The 17,995-nt window shown below is 64.1% G+C and carries 17 protein-coding genes; 8 read left to right on the top strand and 9 right to left on the bottom strand.

What is annotated here, in order from left to right; genetic code table 11:
• The first annotated feature begins 154 nt into the window (after positions 1 to 154).
• From asd to ACFQNJ_RS04955, 8 genes are all read left to right on the top strand, one after another.
• On the top strand, positions 155 to 1,285 hold the full coding sequence (gene asd / locus ACFQNJ_RS04990) for an aspartate-semialdehyde dehydrogenase (protein ID WP_374640734.1): 1,131 nt from the start codon (positions 155 to 157) through the stop codon (positions 1,283 to 1,285).
• A gap of 287 nt (positions 1,286 to 1,572) precedes the next feature.
• Positions 1,573 to 4,182 (top strand): FimV/HubP family polar landmark protein, encoded by a 2,610-nt coding sequence (locus ACFQNJ_RS04985; RefSeq protein WP_382254409.1) that lies wholly within the window; start codon positions 1,573 to 1,575, stop codon positions 4,180 to 4,182.
• An 11-nt stretch (positions 4,183 to 4,193) separates the two neighbouring features.
• Positions 4,194 to 4,979, top strand: coding sequence for a tRNA pseudouridine(38-40) synthase TruA (gene truA / locus ACFQNJ_RS04980; protein ID WP_382254406.1), 786 nt, complete (start codon positions 4,194 to 4,196; stop codon positions 4,977 to 4,979).
• Positions 4,980 to 4,984: 5 nt separating this feature from the next.
• Positions 4,985 to 5,674, top strand: a complete 690-nt coding sequence (locus tag ACFQNJ_RS04975; RefSeq protein WP_382254403.1) for a phosphoribosylanthranilate isomerase — start codon at positions 4,985 to 4,987, stop codon at positions 5,672 to 5,674.
• A 42-nt stretch (positions 5,675 to 5,716) separates the two neighbouring features.
• Positions 5,717 to 7,009 (top strand): tryptophan synthase subunit beta, encoded by a 1,293-nt coding sequence (trpB, locus tag ACFQNJ_RS04970; RefSeq protein ID WP_382254400.1) that lies wholly within the window; start codon positions 5,717 to 5,719, stop codon positions 7,007 to 7,009.
• Positions 7,006 to 7,815, top strand: a complete 810-nt coding sequence (trpA, locus tag ACFQNJ_RS04965; protein ID WP_374640729.1) for a tryptophan synthase subunit alpha — start codon at positions 7,006 to 7,008, stop codon at positions 7,813 to 7,815. Before trpB ends, trpA begins: the two co-directional genes overlap by 4 nt.
• 48 nt (positions 7,816 to 7,863) lie before the next feature.
• Complete coding sequence (gene accD, locus ACFQNJ_RS04960) at positions 7,864 to 8,742, top strand: acetyl-CoA carboxylase, carboxyltransferase subunit beta (protein WP_374640728.1); 879 nt, start codon at positions 7,864 to 7,866, stop codon at positions 8,740 to 8,742.
• Positions 8,739 to 9,419 carry an LON peptidase substrate-binding domain-containing protein gene (locus ACFQNJ_RS04955; RefSeq protein ID WP_382254397.1) on the top strand — a complete coding sequence of 227 codons (681 nt, stop codon included), beginning with the start codon at positions 8,739 to 8,741 and terminating at the stop codon, positions 9,417 to 9,419. The genes accD and ACFQNJ_RS04955 overlap by 4 nt, the downstream gene beginning before the upstream one ends.
• A gap of 26 nt (positions 9,420 to 9,445) precedes the next feature.
• On the opposite strand, the gene nagZ is transcribed toward ACFQNJ_RS04955, so the two are convergent.
• The 9 genes from nagZ to lepA are packed head-to-tail and all read right to left on the bottom strand — an operon-like array spanning position 9,446 to position 17,495.
• Positions 9,446 to 10,528, bottom strand: a complete 1,083-nt coding sequence (gene nagZ, locus ACFQNJ_RS04950) for a beta-N-acetylhexosaminidase (protein ID WP_382254396.1) — start codon at positions 10,526 to 10,528, stop codon at positions 9,446 to 9,448.
• Positions 10,529 to 10,546: 18 nt separating this feature from the next.
• Complete coding sequence (gene acpS / locus ACFQNJ_RS04945; RefSeq protein WP_382254395.1) at positions 10,547 to 10,939, bottom strand: holo-ACP synthase; 393 nt, start codon at positions 10,937 to 10,939, stop codon at positions 10,547 to 10,549.
• 1 nt (position 10,940) lies between these two features.
• Positions 10,941 to 11,729 carry a pyridoxine 5'-phosphate synthase gene (locus tag ACFQNJ_RS04940; RefSeq protein ID WP_382254393.1) on the bottom strand — a complete coding sequence of 263 codons (789 nt, stop codon included), beginning with the start codon at positions 11,727 to 11,729 and terminating at the stop codon, positions 10,941 to 10,943.
• 21 nt (positions 11,730 to 11,750) lie between these two features.
• Positions 11,751 to 12,539: a DNA repair protein RecO gene (gene recO / locus ACFQNJ_RS04935; protein ID WP_382254390.1), complete on the bottom strand. Its 789-nt coding sequence runs from the start codon at positions 12,537 to 12,539 to the stop codon at positions 11,751 to 11,753.
• Between the two features lie 6 nt (positions 12,540 to 12,545).
• A complete protein-coding gene (era, locus tag ACFQNJ_RS04930; RefSeq protein ID WP_382254388.1) occupies positions 12,546 to 13,568 on the bottom strand; it encodes a GTPase Era in 1,023 nt (340 codons plus the stop codon).
• 4 nt (positions 13,569 to 13,572) lie between these two features.
• The gene (gene rnc, locus ACFQNJ_RS04925; protein ID WP_382254385.1) at positions 13,573 to 14,274 is read right to left on the bottom strand and encodes a ribonuclease III; all 702 of its coding nucleotides are present in this window, start codon (positions 14,272 to 14,274) and stop codon (positions 13,573 to 13,575) included.
• Between the two features lie 43 nt (positions 14,275 to 14,317).
• Entirely contained in the window at positions 14,318 to 14,668 is a 351-nt protein-coding gene (locus ACFQNJ_RS04920; RefSeq protein WP_382254382.1) for a DUF4845 domain-containing protein, read from the bottom strand.
• Between the two features lie 29 nt (positions 14,669 to 14,697).
• Positions 14,698 to 15,672, bottom strand: coding sequence for a signal peptidase I (gene lepB / locus ACFQNJ_RS04915; protein WP_374640719.1), 975 nt, complete (start codon positions 15,670 to 15,672; stop codon positions 14,698 to 14,700).
• An 11-nt stretch (positions 15,673 to 15,683) separates the two neighbouring features.
• Positions 15,684 to 17,495: a translation elongation factor 4 gene (gene lepA, locus ACFQNJ_RS04910; protein ID WP_374640718.1), complete on the bottom strand. Its 1,812-nt coding sequence runs from the start codon at positions 17,493 to 17,495 to the stop codon at positions 15,684 to 15,686.
• Positions 17,496 to 17,995 lie beyond the last annotated feature (500 nt).

Here is a 17,995-nt window from a genome sequence, read left to right as displayed (position 1 = left end):
CCGGCGGGTGTGGCTGCGCGCGCAACCACCATCAAAACCACGACCATTAAGGGCTGATCCAGCTCCGGTATCGTCGTGCGCCCTCCCTGGCCAGACGAGCCGGGGCAGACAGGCCGGTCGGGCACTGTTTCTTAACTTGAAAGGGCGTTTTCAAATGAGCAAGTTGGTTGGTCTGGTCGGCTGGCGTGGCATGGTCGGCTCCGTGTTGATGGATCGCATGGTCGAGGAAAAAGACTTCGACCTGATCGAGCCACTGTTCTTCTCGACCTCAAACGCCGGCGGCAAAGCCCCGGCGATGGCCAAGAACGAGACCACGCTGCAGGACGCGAACAACATCGACGCCCTCAAGCGCTGCGAGATCATCATCACCTGCCAGGGCGGGGACTACACCAACGAGGTCTACCCCAAGCTGCGCGCTGCCGGCTGGAACGGCCACTGGATCGACGCCGCCTCTGCCCTGCGCATGGAAAAGGACGCGGTCATTGTCCTCGACCCGGTCAACATGCCGGTCATCAAGAACGCACTGGCCAATGGGGGCAAGGAATGGATTGGCGGTAACTGCACGGTCAGCTGCATGCTGATGGGCGTGGGTGCGCTGTACAAGGCCGGACTGGTCGAGTGGATGAGCACCCAGACCTACCAGGCCGCTTCCGGTGGCGGCGCCCAGCACATGCGCGAACTGCTGACGCAGTACGGTACGCTGAACGCCGAAGTGAAGGCCCTGCTGGATGACCCCAAGAGCGCCATTCTGGAAATCGACCGCAAGGTGATCGCCAAGCAGCGCAGCCTGAGCGGCGCCGAGACCGCCAACTTCGGCGTGCCGCTGGGCGGCAGCCTGATTCCCTGGATCGACAAGGACCTGGGCAACGGCCAGTCCAAGGAAGAGTGGAAGGGCATGGCCGAGACCAACAAGATCCTGGGGCTGGGCGAGGGCTTCGGCTCGGCGCCGATCCCGGTCGACGGTTTCTGCGTGCGCGTGGGTGCCATGCGCTGCCACAGCCAGGCGCTGACCTTCAAGCTGAAGAAGGATGTGCCGGTGGCCGACATCGAGGCGATGATCGCTGCCGACAACCCGTGGGCCAAGGTGGTGCCCAACACGCGTGAAGCCACCATCAAGGACCTGACCCCGGTGGCCGTGACCGGCACCATGACCATCCCGGTCGGTCGTATCCGCAAGCTGGCGATGGGCCCCGAGTACGTCGGCGCCTTCACCATCGGCGACCAGTTGCTGTGGGGCGCCGCCGAGCCGCTGCGCCGCATGCTGCGTATCCTGCTGGATGCGTAAGCCAAGAGGCCACAGACCGTTACATAGTTCTCAGTACCCCGAAAAAGCCGGCCACGCGCCGGCTTTTTCGTTGTGAACTAGCAACGACAAACGGCGCCGGCAGCCGATCAACGGCCTGCCCGGAAACTCAAGCTGATTCTCAGCTTGTCACCGTAATACGTTGATGTTAAGGTCTTTTCTCGGTTTATCACGTCGAGGTTCCCGTGCCCACAATCACCCATTCCCACCAAGCTCCTTCTGCTGAAACACCGGTTACTTCTGCGAGGGGCTGGGCTCGCCTGCATGCGGTGGCTGCCGCCGTGATGCTGTGCAGTGGCCTCGCACAACCGCTGGATGCCCACGCGCTGGCGTTGGGCCGTGTGGTGGTGCAGTCGGCGCTGGGAGAGCCTCTACGAGCCGACATCGAGGTCCCCGAGATCACCGCCGAAGAGGCTGCGAGCCTGCGGGTCAGTGTGGGCTCACCGGCGGCCTACAGAGCTGCGGGCATGGAACTCACGTCAGTGGCGGCCAGTGTGAACATCGTCCTGCAACGCAGTGCAGACGGTCGGGCTTTCCTTCGCGTCACGAGCACACGGCCCGTCACCGAGCCATTCATGGACCTGATCGTGGAAGCCAACTGGGCAGCAGGCCGTGTGGTTCGTGACTACACGATGCTGTTCGATCCGCCGAGCCCGCGCCCTGCACCTGCACCTCTCCCGCCCGTGGCTGGCGGCACTGGTGCCAGGACGCCGGCGGCCGTCGCTGCGCCCGCAGCGACACAGACACGTCCAGCGCCGGGAAGTGTCCCATCGCAGGATACCCGCGCCCCTCAGGCTGCCCAGCGTCAAACAGCGGCACCAGCTCCACGCGCCGAAAGCAGCGGAGGGCAAGTGCGGGTCAAGGCGGGTGATACCGCGGGACGACTTGCCGAAGCATATCGGCCTGCCGAGGTATCCCTGGACCAGATGCTGGTGGCGATGCTGCGCAGCAATCCGCAGGCCTTCATCGGAGGCAACGTCAACCGCATCAAGGCGGGCGCCGTGCTCGATATGCCCGACGCAGCTGCGGCATCGTCGATTCCTGCGGCGGAAGCCCGCCAGACCATCGTGTCCCAGAGCCGGGACTTCAACGAATTCCGCCGTCGCCTGGCGTCGACCGCCGCACCGGCTGCCGTCGCCGCCGCCGACCGGCAGGCATCCGGCCAGATCCAGACACAGGTGGAAGACAAGAAGCCTGCCGCCACCGCGCAGGACAAGCTGACACTGTCCAAACCCGGCACCAATGACGGCAATGAAGCGCAGATTGCCCAGCAGCGCCAGAAGCAAGAGACCGAGACGCGTGTCGCTGAGCTGTCCCGCAACGTGAATGATCTGTCCAAGCTGACACCGCCCGCTGCTGCCCCGACAGCAGCCAGCACGGCGGCGACGCCGGCAGTGCCTGCCTCGCCGGCGGCTCCCGCATCAACTGCACCAGGCACCGTGGCGGTGGAGGCATCCACTCCGGCGGCCGCTGACCCCGCCGCCACTGCGCCTGCCCCTGCCGATGCATCGGCAACACCCGCAGCGGCCCCGGTGGAGCCGCCCCCGCCGGCGGCCGCAGCCCCCGTACCGCCCAAGAAGCCAATAGCTGTGCCAGCCCCTGCACCGGAAGAGCCCTCTTTCGTGTCCAGCCTGGTGGAGAACCCCTTGGTGCTGCCTGCCGCAGGTGGCCTTCTTGCCCTGCTGGCCGGCTTTGGCTTTTACCGCATGCGCCAGCGGAAAAAGAATGCACCGGTAGACAGTTCCTTCCTGGAGAGCCGCCTGCAGCCCGATTCCTTCTTCGGCTCCAGCGGTGGTCAGCGCATCGACACCACCGAGGCTTCGGTTTCCGGGTCGTCCATGGTCTACTCGCCCAGCCAGCTCGACGCGGCCGGCGACGTGGACCCGGTTGCCGAAGCTGATGTGTACCTTGCGTACGGGCGTGATCTGCAGGCCGAGGAGATCCTCAAGGAAGCCATGCGCAGCACACCGACACGCGTGGCCATCCACAACAAGCTGCTGGAGATTTACGCCAAGCGCCGGGACACGCGTGCGTTCGAAGTGGTGGCGACCGAGGCATTCAGCCTGACACAGGGTCAGGGCCCTGAGTGGGAGCGTGCCTGCGAACTCGGCCGCGAGCTGGATCCGGGCAACCCGCTGTACCAGCCGGGTGGCAAGCCCGCAGGCATGGTTGCCGCCGCCGCTGGCGCTGGCGCTGGCGCTGGCGCTTCGACAGCCTATGCCGCACCCAACACGGTGCCGTTCGGCGCGAGCACGCTGGGCCAGGAAGATGCCCTGTCTGTCCCGGCCGATCTCGATCTGGACCTTGACCTGGGTCTCGACACGAGCGCGCCGGTCGAACCCACAGCCGCGCCTGCCGCGGTGTCCCGGCTGGATGACCTGGGATCGACAGATTCCCTCACCCAGGAACCCGCCACTGCAGAAGGCCCCGCCTCACGCTCGATGGACTTCGATCTGGACTTCCCGTCCGACCCTGCCCCTCTGGTGTCCGCTGCGCCTGCACCTGCGGCAGAGGCCCCGACCTTTGACCCCAACGAATCGCTCGACATTCTGGATCTCCAGGATTCCCTACCTGTCCCACTGGAAGAGGCCCCGCCCGCCTCGGCCCCAGCGCCCGCGCCGGCCACCACCGGCGGCGAAATGCTCTCCTTCGATCTGGACGAAATCAACCTCGACCTCGGGCCGGCAACCGAAGACACGGCCGCTGACAACGTTGACCCCGGTGGCGAGAACCCCCTTGAAACCAAGCTGTCGCTGGCCGAAGAGTTCCGTGCCATCGGTGACCTGGAAGGCGCTCGCTCACTGGCCGAGGAAGTCCTGGCCGAGGCCACCGGCACCCTCAAGACCAAGGCCAGCACCTTCCTGGCCGATCTCTCCTGAGCGCATCGCCATTGCGGATCGCACTCGGCGTCAGTTACCACGGTGGTGCCTACGACGGCTGGCAGAGCCAGCCGTCGGGTCGCACCGTGCAGGATCACCTGGAGAAGGCACTGGCGGCGCTTCTGGCCGTGCCGGAGGTCCACACCCTGTGCGCGGGCCGTACGGATGCGGGCGTCCACGGCCTGAACCAGGTGGTTCATTTCGACAGCCCTGTTGCACGGCCGGAGAACGCCTGGGTACGGGGTACGAACAGCTTTCTGCCACCCGATATCGCCGTTCAATGGGCCCGCGAGGTCCCGGACCGGTTCCATGCAAGGGCGAGTGCGCGTTCCAGGCGCTATGCCTACGTCCTGCTGGAGTCCCCGGTGCGGCCCAGCATCGATCAGGGCCAGGTTGGCTGGGTGTTCAGACCCCTGGACATCGAGGCCATGCAACAGGCGGCCAGAACCCTGCTGGGCGAGCACGACTTCACCTCGTTTCGCGCGTCCCAGTGCCAGGCCCACACCCCGGTGAAAGAGATGCTGCGCATCGACATCGCGCGCCGCGGCGCCTACTGGCGCTTCGAGTTCGAGGCCACCGCCTTCCTGCACCACATGATCCGCAACATCATGGGCTGCCTGATTTACATCGGCTCTGGCAACCGTCCTGCCGCCTGGATGGCGGAGGTGCTGGCCGCCCGGGACAGGGACGCTGCGGCACCAACCTTTTCCCCCGACGGCCTTTACTTTCTGGGTCCGGTCTATGATGAGGCGTTCGGACTGCCGGTCCGTACCCCTGCTTTCGACTGGTTGCCCTGACCCTCATGACCCGGATCAAGATCTGCGGCCTGACCCGCGAGGCCGATGTGGACGACGCGGTGCGCGCCGGGGCCGACGCCATCGGCTTCGTGCTGTATCCGCGCAGCCCGAGATTTGTCACCCCCGAGCGCGCCAGCGAGTTGGCTCGGCGTTTGCCGCCCTTTGTCACGCCGGTGCTGCTGTTCGTCAACGCCGACCCGGCGTTCATCGCGCAAGCCGTGGCGGCGGTTCCACACGCCCTGCTGCAGTTCCATGGCGATGAAAGCCCTTCCGACTGTGCGGCAGTGGGCAGACCTTTCATCCGGGCGGCAAGGATTCCCCCGGGCCCTGACGGCGCCCGCTTCGATCTCCTAAAATATGCGGATGACTACGCCAATGCCCAGGCTCTCCTGCTCGACGCCCACGTCGACGGCTACGGCGGCGGCGGACAATCTTTCGACTGGACAGCCTTCCCGTGGTCACACCAGCGACTAAACGCCAGCTCTCGCCTCGTTTTGTCTGGTGGACTCACGCCTGCAAACGTGACCGATGGCATGGCCATCGTGCGGCCTTGGGCCGTTGATGTGAGCTCCGGCGTCGAGGCCATCGGGCCTGACGGTCAGCCACTCAAAGGCATCAAGGACAGCGCCCGAATGCGCGCTTTTGTCGCCGCCGTCAGGGCGGCAGACGCCAGACAGTCCCCCAGCCACAGCTGACACCCACGGGTGCAGCCGGGCCAAAACCCCGAAAGACACCCCATGACCTACGCCTACCAGCAACCTGACGCCCGCGGCCACTTCGGCATCTACGGCGGCAGCTTCGTGAGCGAGACCCTGACTCACGCCATCAACGAACTCAAGGCTGCATACGCGAAGTATCAGCACGATCCGGCGTTTCTGACCGAATTCCGCAAGGAACTCAAGCACTTCGTCGGCCGCCCCAGTCCGGTGTATCACGCGGAGCGCACCAGTCGCGAAATGGGCGGTGCGCAAATCTTCCTCAAGCGCGAAGACCTGAATCACACCGGCGCCCACAAAATCAACAACGTGATTGGGCAGGCCATGCTCGCCAAACGCATGGGCAAACCGCGCATCATTGCCGAGACCGGCGCAGGGCAGCACGGCGTGGCCACGGCCACCATCTGCGCCCGCTATGGTCTGGAGTGCGTGGTCTACATGGGCAGCGAAGACGTCAAACGCCAGAGCCCCAACGTCTACCGCATGAAACTGCTGGGCGCCACGGTGGTGCCGGTCGAGTCCGGCAGCAAGACGCTCAAGGATGCGCTCAATGAGGCAATGCGCGACTGGGTGGCCAATGTGGACAACACTTTCTACATCATCGGCACGGTCGCCGGCCCCCATCCCTATCCGATGATGGTGAGGGACTTCCAGAGCGTGATTGGCGAGGAATGCCTCGTGCAGATGCCCGAGATGCTCCGGGAGGCCGGGTGCGCTGGCGAACAGCCTGACGCGGTGGTGGCCTGCGTGGGCGGTGGTAGCAACGCCATGGGCATCTTCCACCCGTACATCCCGTTTGAAAGCACACGCCTGATCGGGGTGGAAGCCGCGGGCGAAGGTCTGGACAGCGGCAAGCACTCGGCGTCGCTGCAAAAGGGCAGCCCCGGTGTGCTGCACGGCAATCGCACCTACGTGCTGCAGGACGACAATGGCCAGGTCACCGAGACACACAGCGTCAGTGCCGGGCTGGACTACCCTGGCGTCGGACCCGAGCATGCCTATCTCAAGGACATCGGTCGCGCGGAATATGTCGGCATTTCCGATACCGAGGCACTGGAGGCCTTCCACTACCTCTGCCGGACCGAAGGCATCATTCCGGCGCTGGAGTCCAGCCATGCGGTGGCCTACGCCATGAAGATGGCCAAGGGCATGAAGCCGACACAGTCCATTCTGGTCAACCTCTCAGGGAGAGGCGACAAGGATATCGGCACCGTGGCCGACCTGTCCAACGCGGACTTCTACTGCCGTCCCAGCTGCCGTGGCCAGTCGGTCAAGGGTGGTACCGAAACTGCCGTCATCAAGGTGTCCAAATGAGCCGTATCGAACACACCCTGGCCACCCTGCTGGCCGATGGCCGCAAGGCTCTGATTCCCTACGTCACAGCCGGCTTCCCCTACGCCGACATCACACCCGACCTGATGCAGGGCATGGCTGAAGCCGGCGCCGACATCATCGAGCTGGGCATCCCCTTCTCCGACCCGTCGGCCGATGGCCCGGTGATCCAGAAGGCCGGCGACCGTGCGCTGGCGCTGGGCATTGGCCTGGTCCAGGTGTTGGCCATGGTGCGCAAGTTCCGCGAGCGCAATGCCCATACCCCGGTGGTGCTGATGGGCTATGCCAACCCGATCGAACGATACGACCAGAAGCACGGCGCGGGAAGCTTTGTCCGGGATGCCGGCGCGGCCGGCGTGGATGGTGTGCTTGTGGTCGACTACCCGCCCGAGGAGTGTGAGGAGTTCGCCGCCGCCTTGCGCGACCAGGGCATGGACCTGATCTTCCTGCTGGCCCCCACCTCGACCGACGAGCGCATGGCACAGGTGGCCAGGGTGGCCAGCGGATACGTCTACTATGTGTCCCTCAAAGGCGTCACCGGGGCAGGGACGCTCGACGTCGGCCAGGTGGAAGCCATGCTGCCGCGCATCCGCAGGCATGTCAGCATTCCGGTTGGCGTGGGCTTTGGCATCCGAGATGCCGACACAGCCAAGGCGATTGGCCGGACTGCTGACGCGGTGGTCATCGGCAGCCGCCTGATCCAGTTGATCGAGGATGAACCTTACGAAAAGGTCATCCCGGTGGCGGCCCATTTCCTGCGCACGATACGAAAAGCGCTGGACGCATAATCCAGCATCTTTCCCGGGCCCAGCGCCTGGGCGTTGAAGGAGAAGTTCATGTCCTGGCTCGAAAAACTGCTGCCGCCCAAGATCACCCAGACCGATCCGGCCGAGCGGCGCAGTGTGCCCGAAGGGCTCTGGATCAAATGCCCCAGCTGCGAAGCGGTGCTCTACAAGACCGACCTGGAAAAAAACCAGAACGTCTGCCCCCATTGCAGCCACCACCACCGCATCGGTGCGCGCGCCCGTCTCAACGCCTTCCTCGACGCCGAAGGGCGCTATGAGATTGGCCAGGAAGTGCTGCCGGTCGATGCCCTGAAGTTCAAGGACAGCCGCAAGTACCCCGAGCGCCTGAAAGAAGCGCTGGAGGTCACCGGCGAGACCGACGCGCTCATCGTGATGGGTGGTGCGGTTCAGGGGATCAGCCTGGTGACCGCCTGTTTCGAATTCGACTTCATGGGCGGCTCGATGGGATCGGTGGTCGGCGAGCGCTTTGTGCGCGGCGTCGAAGAGGCCATTGCCCAGAAGGTGCCTTTTGTCTGCTTTACCGCTACCGGCGGCGCCCGCATGCAGGAGGGTCTGCTGTCCCTGATGCAGATGGCCAAGACCAATGCATCGCTGACTCGGCTGGCCAAGAAGGGCCTGCCCTATATCAGCGTGCTGACCGACCCGACGATGGGCGGTGTGTCGGCCGGCTTCGCCTTTGTCGGCGACGTGGTGATTGCGGAGCCCAAGGCGCTGATCGGGTTTGCCGGCCCCCGCGTGATCGAGAACACCGTGCGTGTGAAGCTGCCCGAGGGCTTCCAGCGGGCCGAGTTCCTGCAGACCAAAGGCGCCGTCGACTTCATCTGTGACCGCCGCGAGTTGCGCAGCCAGGTGGCCAGCATTCTGGCCATGCTCCAGCGCCAGAGCGCCGACGCCGTGGTGCCCGATTGAGCGATGCATCCGCCGCTGCGCCGCTGACCCTGACGCAGCTTCCCCTGTTTCCATTGCAGACCGTGCTGTTTCCCGGCGGCTGGATGCCGCTGCGGATCTTCGAGGTGAGATACCTCGACATGATCAACCGCTGCATCAAGGCCGGCGCTCCCTTCGGCGTGGTCTGCCTGACCGAGGGCAGCGAAGTGCGTCGCCTGGACCCGTCAGCGGCGCCCGGACAGGCCGGTTTCGCTGCCGAGGCCTTTCACCCGATCGGCACGCTGGCCCACATTGAACAGGTGGAGCGCCCCCAGGCAGGACTGATGCTCATCCACTGCCGCGGTCAACAGCGCTTCCACATCCGCAGCAGCCGCCAGCTGCCTCACGGGCTTTGGGTCGGCGATGTGGTGCTGGACCCCGCGGAACGGGTCATCGCGGTGCCGGAGCATCTGGTGAGCACCCGGGATGCCCTGCAACGCGTGCTGGCCAACCTGCAGGAGCGCGAACCTTCGTCCATGAACGAACTGCCTTTGCAGCCCCCCTATCAGTGGGACGACTGCGGCTGGGTGGCCAACCGGTGGGCAGAACTCCTGCCCCTGCCCCCGGAAGTCAAGCAGCGACTCATGACCCTGGACAATCCCCTGCTGCGACTGGAGCTGGTGTCCGACCTCCTCGACCGCATGGGCGTGGAGCGCTGAACCCGTCTTCAGTCTTGGGTGCGCTGTCAGGGCAGCAGTGCCAGCGCCTGCATGTAGCGCTCGCTGATCACCAATTCGTCCCAGTCGGGCGCCGCGCCTTGTGACAGGAGCGCGAGGCGGCGGCTTTCGCTGGCCGCATCCGGCACCCACGTTCCTTCGACCACGGCCCGGGAAAGCGACTCGATGGCGTCGTCAATGGGCGCACCACCGTCCACCACCGACTGGTTGCAGAGCAGCACCATGTCACCGCCCGCTCCCAGCGCGGCCAGGGCGGCCTCGGTGAAGCTCACCTGCCGGCCCTCGATCTGGCGGGCGGCGGCCATGCTCAGGTCGTCACTGAACACCGCCCCGGTGAAACCGAGTCGTCCCCTCAGGATGTCCCGGATCCATCGCGACGAGAACCCGGCAGGTCGCGTGTCCACGCGCGGGTAGATCACATGCGCGGGCATCACCGCGTCCAGGCTCGCCGACAGCCAGCCGTACGGCGCCGCGTCCTCGGCCAGGATCGCGGTCAGGCTGCGCCGGTCCACCGGAATGGCTTCATGCGAATCGGCACGCACGAATCCGTGCCCGGGAAAATGTTTGCCGCAATTGGCCATGCCTGATCGGCGCAGGCCATGCATGAGCGCCTGCGCAAGGGCAGCCACCACCGAAGGATCACGCGCCAAGGCGCGATCACCGATGACCGAACTCTCCCCGTAATCCAGGTCCAGCACCGGTGTGAAGCTGAGATCGACCCCACAGGCCCTGAGCTCGGCGCCAAGCACAAAACCGGTGGCCGTGGCCACGTTCATCGCGGACAGCGCCGACGCAGCCGCATGACCTTTGCCGGACCCCGTCCACAGCTGACCCAGCCTCGCCATGGCAGGCAAGTGCGTAAACCCGTCGGTCCGGAAACGCTGCACGCGACCGCCTTCGTGGTCCACCGCGATCAGCAGATCCCGCCTCACGGTCTTGATCTGCCGGCACAACTGGGTCAACTGCCTTCGGTTCTGCCAGTTGCGGCCGAAAAGAATGACGCCGCCCACCAAGGGATGATCGAGACGGCGGCGGTCATCGTCGCTCAGCCGCAAGCCGGCCACATCAATGATCAGGGGTGCTGCATGCATGTTCGCAGACCTTTTCGTTCAGGATTGCTCGACCACCACGAAGGTGGCGGCGTAATCGGTTTCATCGGTCACAGTGACATGCGCGCGCAGGCGACGGTCATCGAACCATTCACGCAAGGCGCCGTGCAGCACGATCACCGGCCGGCCCCCTGCTTCGTTCAGGATCTCGCAATCGCGCCAGGTCATGGGCGTGCGCATGCCCAATCCAATGGCTTTGGAGAACGCCTCCTTGGCCGAAAAGCGGGTGGCCAGATAGCTCAGACCGCGCCTGGGCCATCGCTGTCGCCGCTGGCGCCAGACGGCCAGCTCCGTCTCACCCAGGACCCGCTGCGCAAAGCGTTCCCCCTGTCTGTCCAGCACCGCTTGCACACGGCGGATGTCACAGATGTCGGTCCCTATGCCGTAGATCATCTCAGGCGAAGGCTTGGTCGATACAGCGGTTGTACGCCGACACGGTATCCACGTAACCCAGTTCGAGCGCATCGGCGATCAAGGCATGGCCGATGGACACCTCGTCCACGCCTGGGACGGTGCGCAGAAACTCGGTCAGGTTGTCGCGGTTGAGGTCATGACCGGCATTGACGCCCAGCCCGGCGGCCTGCGCCGCCAGCGCCGCACGTCGGTAACGCTCCAGCTGTTCGGCTCGGGACGCCGGGTCGACCCAGGCCGCGGCATAGGGCTCGGTGTACAGCTCGACCCGGTCAGCGCCCACCGCATGGGCGCCGATCATCTGCTCAGGTGCCGGGTCCATGAACAGGCTCACGCGCGCACCCAGTGCCTTCGCCTCGGCGATCACCGGGACCAGACGCTGCGCATCCTGCGGAAAGGCCCAGCCATGGTCGCTGGTGAACTGTCCTTCGCTGTCCGGGACGAAGGTCAGCTGGTGCAATGGAAGACCCCGCGCCCGGACATCCCGGGCGATGTCCATGAGGTTGTGGAACGGGTTGCCCTCGATGTTGAATTCGCGATCGGGCCAGTCCCGCATCAGCTCGGCCAGATCAAAGACGTCATGTCGCCGGATGTGGCGCTCGTCCGGACGCGGGTGAATGGTGATGCCGCGCGCTCCCGCCTGCAGGCACAGCGTGGCCGCCTTGGTGACCGAGGGAATGCCCAGATGGCGGGTATTGCGCACCAGCGCGACCTTGTTGAGGTTGACCGACAAGGCGGTCTTGCAACCTTGCGGTACCGGATCGGATGCCATGTGTGTCCTGAAAAAGTGAAATCACGCGGGGGCCTCGGACCGGGATCCGGTGGCCTTCCCTCGCGAGAGCGCATGAACGTCCAGCATCAGCTGGCGCGTACGGAATGTGCGAACGCCACTATGGTAGTGCAGCAAGGTACGCAATTGGGCACGCAATGCCGGCATCACCCCCATGCTGATCCTCATGGCATTGAGCAAGGCATCGGGTGTGGCCAGTGCCTGCTGCAGCGCCAGCCAGCACTCGCCGGTCACCGGATGAGCATCATTTTCGTGGGCAGGCCGCAAGCCCGCCTCCGGTGAAAGCACATAGACGCCCTCAGGATCCAGGGGGGCCAGCGAACTGCCCTCGCGGGCAAGATCCGGCAGCAACCCGGTCTCACGCAGCAGCACGAGCTCGAAGGCTCGGAGCACGAGAGACTGGGTTTCGCTGCGCTCGGCGAGCAGCTGAACCGCCAGCGCATAGTCATCGAAAAGACGCGGGTGGGGATCGTCGCGCGCCAGCAGGCGCATCAGCAGTTCATTGAGGTAGCTGCCTGCCAGCAGGGCATCGCCGGTCGGCATGACATGACCACCCTGCCACTGGGCCGACTTGAGTGTGCGAACCTCGGCTTCCCCCCCCCACGCTAGAAGGATCGGTTGCAGCGGCAACAGCACGGCTCGAAACTGGGAAGTGGGACGCTTGACGCCCTTGGCCACCAGCGCCAGGCGACCATGGTGTCGCGAGAACACCTCCAGGATCAGGCTGGACTCGCTCCAGTCGTAGCGGTGCAGGACAAAGCCAGGCTCATCGGAAGTCCGGCGCGTGGCCATGCCGCGTCACTCGTAGCCAAAGGACCTGACCCGGGCGTCATCATCGGCCCAGCCGGACCGGACCTTGACCCACAGCTCGAGAAACACCTTGCAGTCCCAGAGTTTTTCCAGCTCCTGACGGGCTTCGGTCCCGATCCGCTTGAGCTTCTCGCCCTTCTCGCCGATGACCATGCCCTTGTGTCCCTCGCGCTCGACCACGATGGTGGCGGCCACGCGGCGCAGCGCGCCTTCCTGCTCGAACTTGTCGATGATGACCGTCGAGGTGTAGGGCAACTCATCGCCGGTGAGACGGAACAGCTTCTCGCGCACCATCTCGGCCGCCATGAAACGCTCGCTGCGATCGGTCAGTTCCTCGGGGTCGTGCATCCAGGGCTGCTGCGGCAGGTACTTCTCGCAGATGGCAAACAGCCGCTGGATATCCCGCGGGTTCTTGGCCGACATGGGCACATACTCGGCAAAGGCATGCCGCTCCTGCATGCTGCGCAGCCAGGGAGCCAGCTCACCACGCCGGTGAATCAGGTCAAACTTGTTGGCCAGCAACACCACGGGAATGCCCTTGGGCAGCAGGTCCAGCACCTTGGCGTCGGCCAGATTGAAACGCCCTGCCTCCACCACAAAGAGGATCAGGTCCACATCGGCCACCGCCCCCAGCACCGTCTTGTTCAGCGATCGGTTGAGTGCGTTGCCATGCCGTGTCTGGAATCCCGGCGTGTCGACAAAGACAAACTGGTTGGCGCCGACCGTCCGGTAACCGGTGATGCGATGCCTTGTGGTCTGCGCCTTGCGGGAGGTGATGCTGATCTTCTGGCCCACCAGGGCATTGAGCAGCGTGGATTTGCCCACATTGGGCTTGCCCACGATGGCAACAAACCCGCAGCGCTGATCAGCGGGGTCCACCTCGACCGGCTCTTCGGCCGGAGGTGGCGCAGAGGCCTCGGTAGCGTCGTCCTTGCCCAGGGCGCGCGCCAGCATGGCTTCCAGGTCCTGATCGGCCGGGCTGGGCGTAGGGGGACGTGAGGGGATAGACATTCGTTCAGGCTTTCTTGGCGGCGACACGTGACTGACGTGCCAACAGGGTCTGGAGCATGGCGGCTGCGGCCGCCTGCTCACCGGCACGGCGGGAACTCCCGATGCCGCGCTCCACCAGCCCCGCTTCCGGCACCGCACACTCGATGTCGAAGGTCTGACGGTGCGCCTCGCCGGTCGTGGCCACCACCCGGTAGGCGGGCAACTTCATCTTCCGTGCCTGCAACCACTCCTGCAACTCGGTCTTGGGATCCTTGGCCATGGCCTGCATGCTGGCATGCAGTTCCAGACCAGCGTACAGCCGGCGCACCAGCGAGTTGGCAGCGTCGAATCCTGCATCCAGGTACACGGCGCCGATGAGCGCCTCCAGCGCATCCGCGAGGATGGAGGGACGCTTCTGTCCCCCTGATCGCTTCTCGCCGTCCCCGAGACGAAGGCTGGACGAGACATCCAGCCGGGTGGCAATCTCAAACAGGGTTTCCTGTCTGACCAGGTTGGCGCGCACCCGGGAGAGATCTCCCTCAGGCAAGTCCCCCAGGCGCTCGAACAGCAGCCCGGAGATGGCCAGATTGAGGACCGAGTCACCCAGAAATTCCAGCCGTTCATTGTGGTCGGCCGAGAAACTTCGGTGGGTCACAGCCCGTTCAAGCAGCCGTTGCTGTTCAAACCGATGCCCGAGGCGCTGCTCAAGCGCTGCGAGGGTGGTCATCAGAAATACCCCCAGATAGCCGGCCGGTGCCGGCCCCGAATGGTCATCGGTTGGAGTCTCCCTGGTACTTCATGACGATGTAGGCCGGCCCACCGATATGGATTTCGCGGGTATAGGAGTAGCGAACGATGACCTTGTCACCCTGCTTGCCCACATCCAGATCCTTGCCCGCAATGGAGCGGATGTCATCAATCTGGGCCGCCTTGTCGAAGGTGGCACGCACTTCGGCAACCGTGGTGCCGGTGGCGGCCTTCTTCACTGCCTTGTCGACGGAGATGTACTCCAGGTAGGTGGGAATGATCTGGGCGACGATGACGCCCGAAAACGCGACGATCGCTCCCACAAACAAAAGTCCGATGAAAGTCAGTCCACGTTGCCGCCGTTGAAGTTGCATGCTCGTTCCTCCGGTTGATGTGATTCGCCTCACTCGAAACTGCCGATCCTGCCAAGATCCCCGAAATTCATCCAGACAAAAAAGGCCTTGCCCACGATGTTGGCCTCGGGCACAAAGCCCCAGTAGCGGGAGTCGAGCGAGTTGTCCCGATTGTCGCCCATCATGAAGTAATGCCCGGGAGGCACCTTGCACACCACGCCTTCGACGCTGTAGCGGCAGTTGTCCCTGTAGGGGAACTCGGCGGCACCGGCAACAAACGCGGGCCTGTCATCGTCGTTGAGGGTGTTGTAGACCCTGCTGTCCAGCTTCTCACCGAATTGCTTGGAGTAGCGCATCGAGTCGCCATCAAAGAAGTCGCTCTTGGGCTCCTTGGGCACGGGCTGACCGTTGACCGTCAGCTGCTTGTTCAGGTAAGCGACCTCGTCGCCAGGCACCCCGATGACGCGTTTGATGTAGTCCAGACTGGGCTGCGGCGGGTACCGGAACACCATCACATCCCCTCGCTCGGGGGTATGGTTGGCCACCAGCAGGTTGTTGAACACCGGCATGCGGATGCCGTAGTGAAACTTGTTGACCAGAATCAGGTCGCCCACCCGCAAGGTGGGCACCATGGAGCCCGAAGGAATCTTGAAGGGCTCGAACAGGAAGGATCGCAGGACAAAGACGGCCAGAATGACCGGAAACAGGCCGGCAGTCCAATCGAGCCACCAGGGCTGCATCAGGAGTTTCTGCCGGGTCTGCTGGGCCGCGGCCTGATCGGAGGCCTCGGGCTGGAAGCCCTGTGATTTCAAGGCGCTCAGACGTTCATTCCGCTCCGCGTCGAATCTCTCTGCCGCCCTCTTTCGCTGCGGCAGGAAGTAGAGCCGCTCGGCGATCCAATAGCCACCCGTGACCACGGTGGCCAGCATGAGCAAGAGGGCAAAGTTTCCCTCGACCGAACCGAAGTACCAAGCCCCTGCGTAAGCCGCGAAAGCGGCCAGCACCATCCCGGTGATGCCTCCCATGACAGCCTGCATCATTCCTCCACCTGCAGGATGGCCAGGAAGGCTTCTTGCGGCACTTCAACCGAACCGATCTGTTTCATGCGTTTCTTGCCTGCCTTCTGCTTCTCAAGAAGCTTGCGCTTGCGGGTGATGTCACCCCCATAACATTTTGCCAGCACGTTCTTGCGCAGCGCCTTGATGGTTTCACGCGCAATGATGTTGCCGCCGATGGCCGCCTGAATGGCCACGTCGAACTGCTGGCGGCTGATGATCTCGCGCATCTTGGCCGCCACGGCGCGACCACGGTACTGCGCCTGCGTGCGGTGCACGATGATCGACAGGGCATCGACCTTCTCGCCGTTGAGCAACATGTCCACCTTCACCACGTCGGACGCCCGGTACTCCTTGAATTCGTAGTCCATCGACGCGTACCCGCGGCTGACCGACTTGAGCTTGTCGAAGAAGTCCAGCACGATCTCGCCCAGCGGCAGTTCGTAGGTCAGCATGACCTGCTTGCCGTGGTAGGCCATGTTCAGCTGGACCCCGCGCTTCTGGTTGGCCAGGGTCATGACCGCCCCCACATACTCCTGCGGCATGTACAGGTGCACGGTCACGATGGGCTCGCGGATCTCCTCGATACGGCCGGCATCGGGCATCTTGGACGGGTTCTCCACCATGATGACCTCGCCATCGCCCTTGACCACTTCATACACCACGCTGGGTGCGGTGGTGATCAGGTCCTGGTCGAACTCCCGCTCCAGGCGTTCCTGCACGATCTCCATGTGCAGCAGCCCCAGAAAGCCGCAGCGGAAGCCGAACCCAAGCGCCTGCGACACTTCGGGCTCGTAGCGCAGCGCAGCGTCATTGAGCTGCAGCTTCTCCAGCGCATCCCGCAACTGGTCGTACTCGCTGGCTTCGGACGGGTACAGGCCGGCAAACACCTGCGGCTGGACCTCCTTGAAACCGGGAAGCGCCTCGGTGGCAAACGGGAGGTTGGCGCCACTGCTGGTCTTGATGGCGGTGACCGTGTCGCCCACCTTCGCGGCCTTGAGTTCCTTGATGCCGGCGATGATGTAGCCCACCTCGCCCGCGTTGAGCGACTCGCGCGGCTCGTTGTGCGGCGTGAACACCCCAAGCTTCTCGGCGTTGTACAGCGACTCGGTGGCCATCAGCTTGATCTTGTCGCCACGGTTCAGGCGTCCGTCCACCACCCGCACCAGCATCACCACGCCCACATAGTTGTCGAACCAGCTGTCGATGATCATGGCGCGCAGCGGTGCGTCGGGATTGCCCCGGGGTGGCGGCACCTTGGCGACCACCATCTCCAGGATGTCTTCCACCCCCATGCCGGTCTTGGCCGAGCAAGGCACCGCCTCGGTCGCATCAATGCCGATGACGTCCTCGATTTCCTGCTTCGCGTTGTCCGGGTCGGCCTGCGGCAGGTCCATCTTGTTGAGAACCGGCAGCACCTCCACACCCAGGTCCAGCGCGGTGTAGCAGTTCGCCACGGTCTGTGCCTCGACACCCTGGCTGGCATCGACCACCAGCAGCGCGCCTTCGCAAGCCGACAGCGAGCGCGAGACCTCATACGAGAAGTCCACGTGGCCGGGGGTATCGATCAGGTTGAGGTTGTAGACCTTTCCGTCCCGCGCCTTGTACTGCAGCGCAGCGGTCTGGGCCTTGATCGTGATGCCTCGCTCCTTTTCAAGGTCCATGGAGTCGAGCACCTGCTCACTCATCTCCCGATCCGACAGGCCACCGCAACGGGAGATGATGCGATCAGCCAGCGTGGACTTGCCGTGATCGATGTGCGCGATGATGGAGAAATTGCGGATGTGGTTCATCGAAAGTGGGACGCGAGCACAGGAAGAAACTGCATCTCTGCGCTACCGCGCGAGTGCATAAAAAAGGGCGCGTCTGGTGTCGACGCGCCCGTAACCAACAATCTATGGCAACTGCGATAGTTGGGGTTTCATTTTAGGCAAAAAGCCCGTTCTGCACACCCTGCCAAGCCGCATACTGCCTCGTTGCAGCGCAACAACAAGGGATTTTATCCACATTTTATGCACAAGCCTCCAGGCGATTCCTGTGCACCCCTTGTGGAAGGGGTTGGGACAAACTGTGAACATCCCGCATGGTGGACTCTACGGCCCCTGGTCCGAAAACAACGTCCCGGTTTGCGTTCGATTCTATCGAATCCCGACGCGTTCAAGAAAATGGTGCAAGCGTTCACTAACAATCAAAAACTATGGGTGTGTTTGAGGTGATAGAAAACTTGACCGTCGCGAATCTGCATCCGCCCGCCAATAACCCCCACCGCGTGGGTGGTATTGGCGGTTTGTCT

It is taken from the genome of Hydrogenophaga bisanensis (assembly GCF_042665135.1).
GTDB classification, from domain to species: Bacteria; Pseudomonadota; Gammaproteobacteria; order Burkholderiales; family Burkholderiaceae_C; genus Hydrogenophaga; species Hydrogenophaga bisanensis.
Note: the sequence above shows the minus strand (reverse complement) of the source record. Positions and strands in the feature narration are given on the sequence as shown.

Coding starts and splice junctions, on each gene's coding strand:
- ACFQNJ_RS04920 (WP_382254382.1), bottom strand. CDS start 14,668: ATGCAACTTCAACGGCGGCAACGTGGACTGACTTTCATCGGACTTTTG.
- ACFQNJ_RS04940 (WP_382254393.1), bottom strand. CDS start 11,729: ATGGCATCCGATCCGGTACCGCAAGGTTGCAAGACCGCCTTGTCGGTC.
- lepA (WP_374640718.1), bottom strand. CDS start 17,495: ATGAACCACATCCGCAATTTCTCCATCATCGCGCACATCGATCACGGC.
- lepB (WP_374640719.1), bottom strand. CDS start 15,672: ATGGGAGGCATCACCGGGATGGTGCTGGCCGCTTTCGCGGCTTACGCA.
- accD (WP_374640728.1), top strand. CDS start 7,864: ATGTCCTGGCTCGAAAAACTGCTGCCGCCCAAGATCACCCAGACCGAT.
- acpS (WP_382254395.1), bottom strand. CDS start 10,939: ATGATCTACGGCATAGGGACCGACATCTGTGACATCCGCCGTGTGCAA.
- trpB (WP_382254400.1), top strand. CDS start 5,717: ATGACCTACGCCTACCAGCAACCTGACGCCCGCGGCCACTTCGGCATC.
- recO (WP_382254390.1), bottom strand. CDS start 12,539: ATGGCCACGCGCCGGACTTCCGATGAGCCTGGCTTTGTCCTGCACCGC.
- asd (WP_374640734.1), top strand. CDS start 155: ATGAGCAAGTTGGTTGGTCTGGTCGGCTGGCGTGGCATGGTCGGCTCC.
- trpA (WP_374640729.1), top strand. CDS start 7,006: ATGAGCCGTATCGAACACACCCTGGCCACCCTGCTGGCCGATGGCCGC.
- era (WP_382254388.1), bottom strand. CDS start 13,568: ATGTCTATCCCCTCACGTCCCCCTACGCCCAGCCCGGCCGATCAGGAC.
- nagZ (WP_382254396.1), bottom strand. CDS start 10,528: ATGCATGCAGCACCCCTGATCATTGATGTGGCCGGCTTGCGGCTGAGC.
- ACFQNJ_RS04975 (WP_382254403.1), top strand. CDS start 4,985: ATGACCCGGATCAAGATCTGCGGCCTGACCCGCGAGGCCGATGTGGAC.
- rnc (WP_382254385.1), bottom strand. CDS start 14,274: ATGACCACCCTCGCAGCGCTTGAGCAGCGCCTCGGGCATCGGTTTGAA.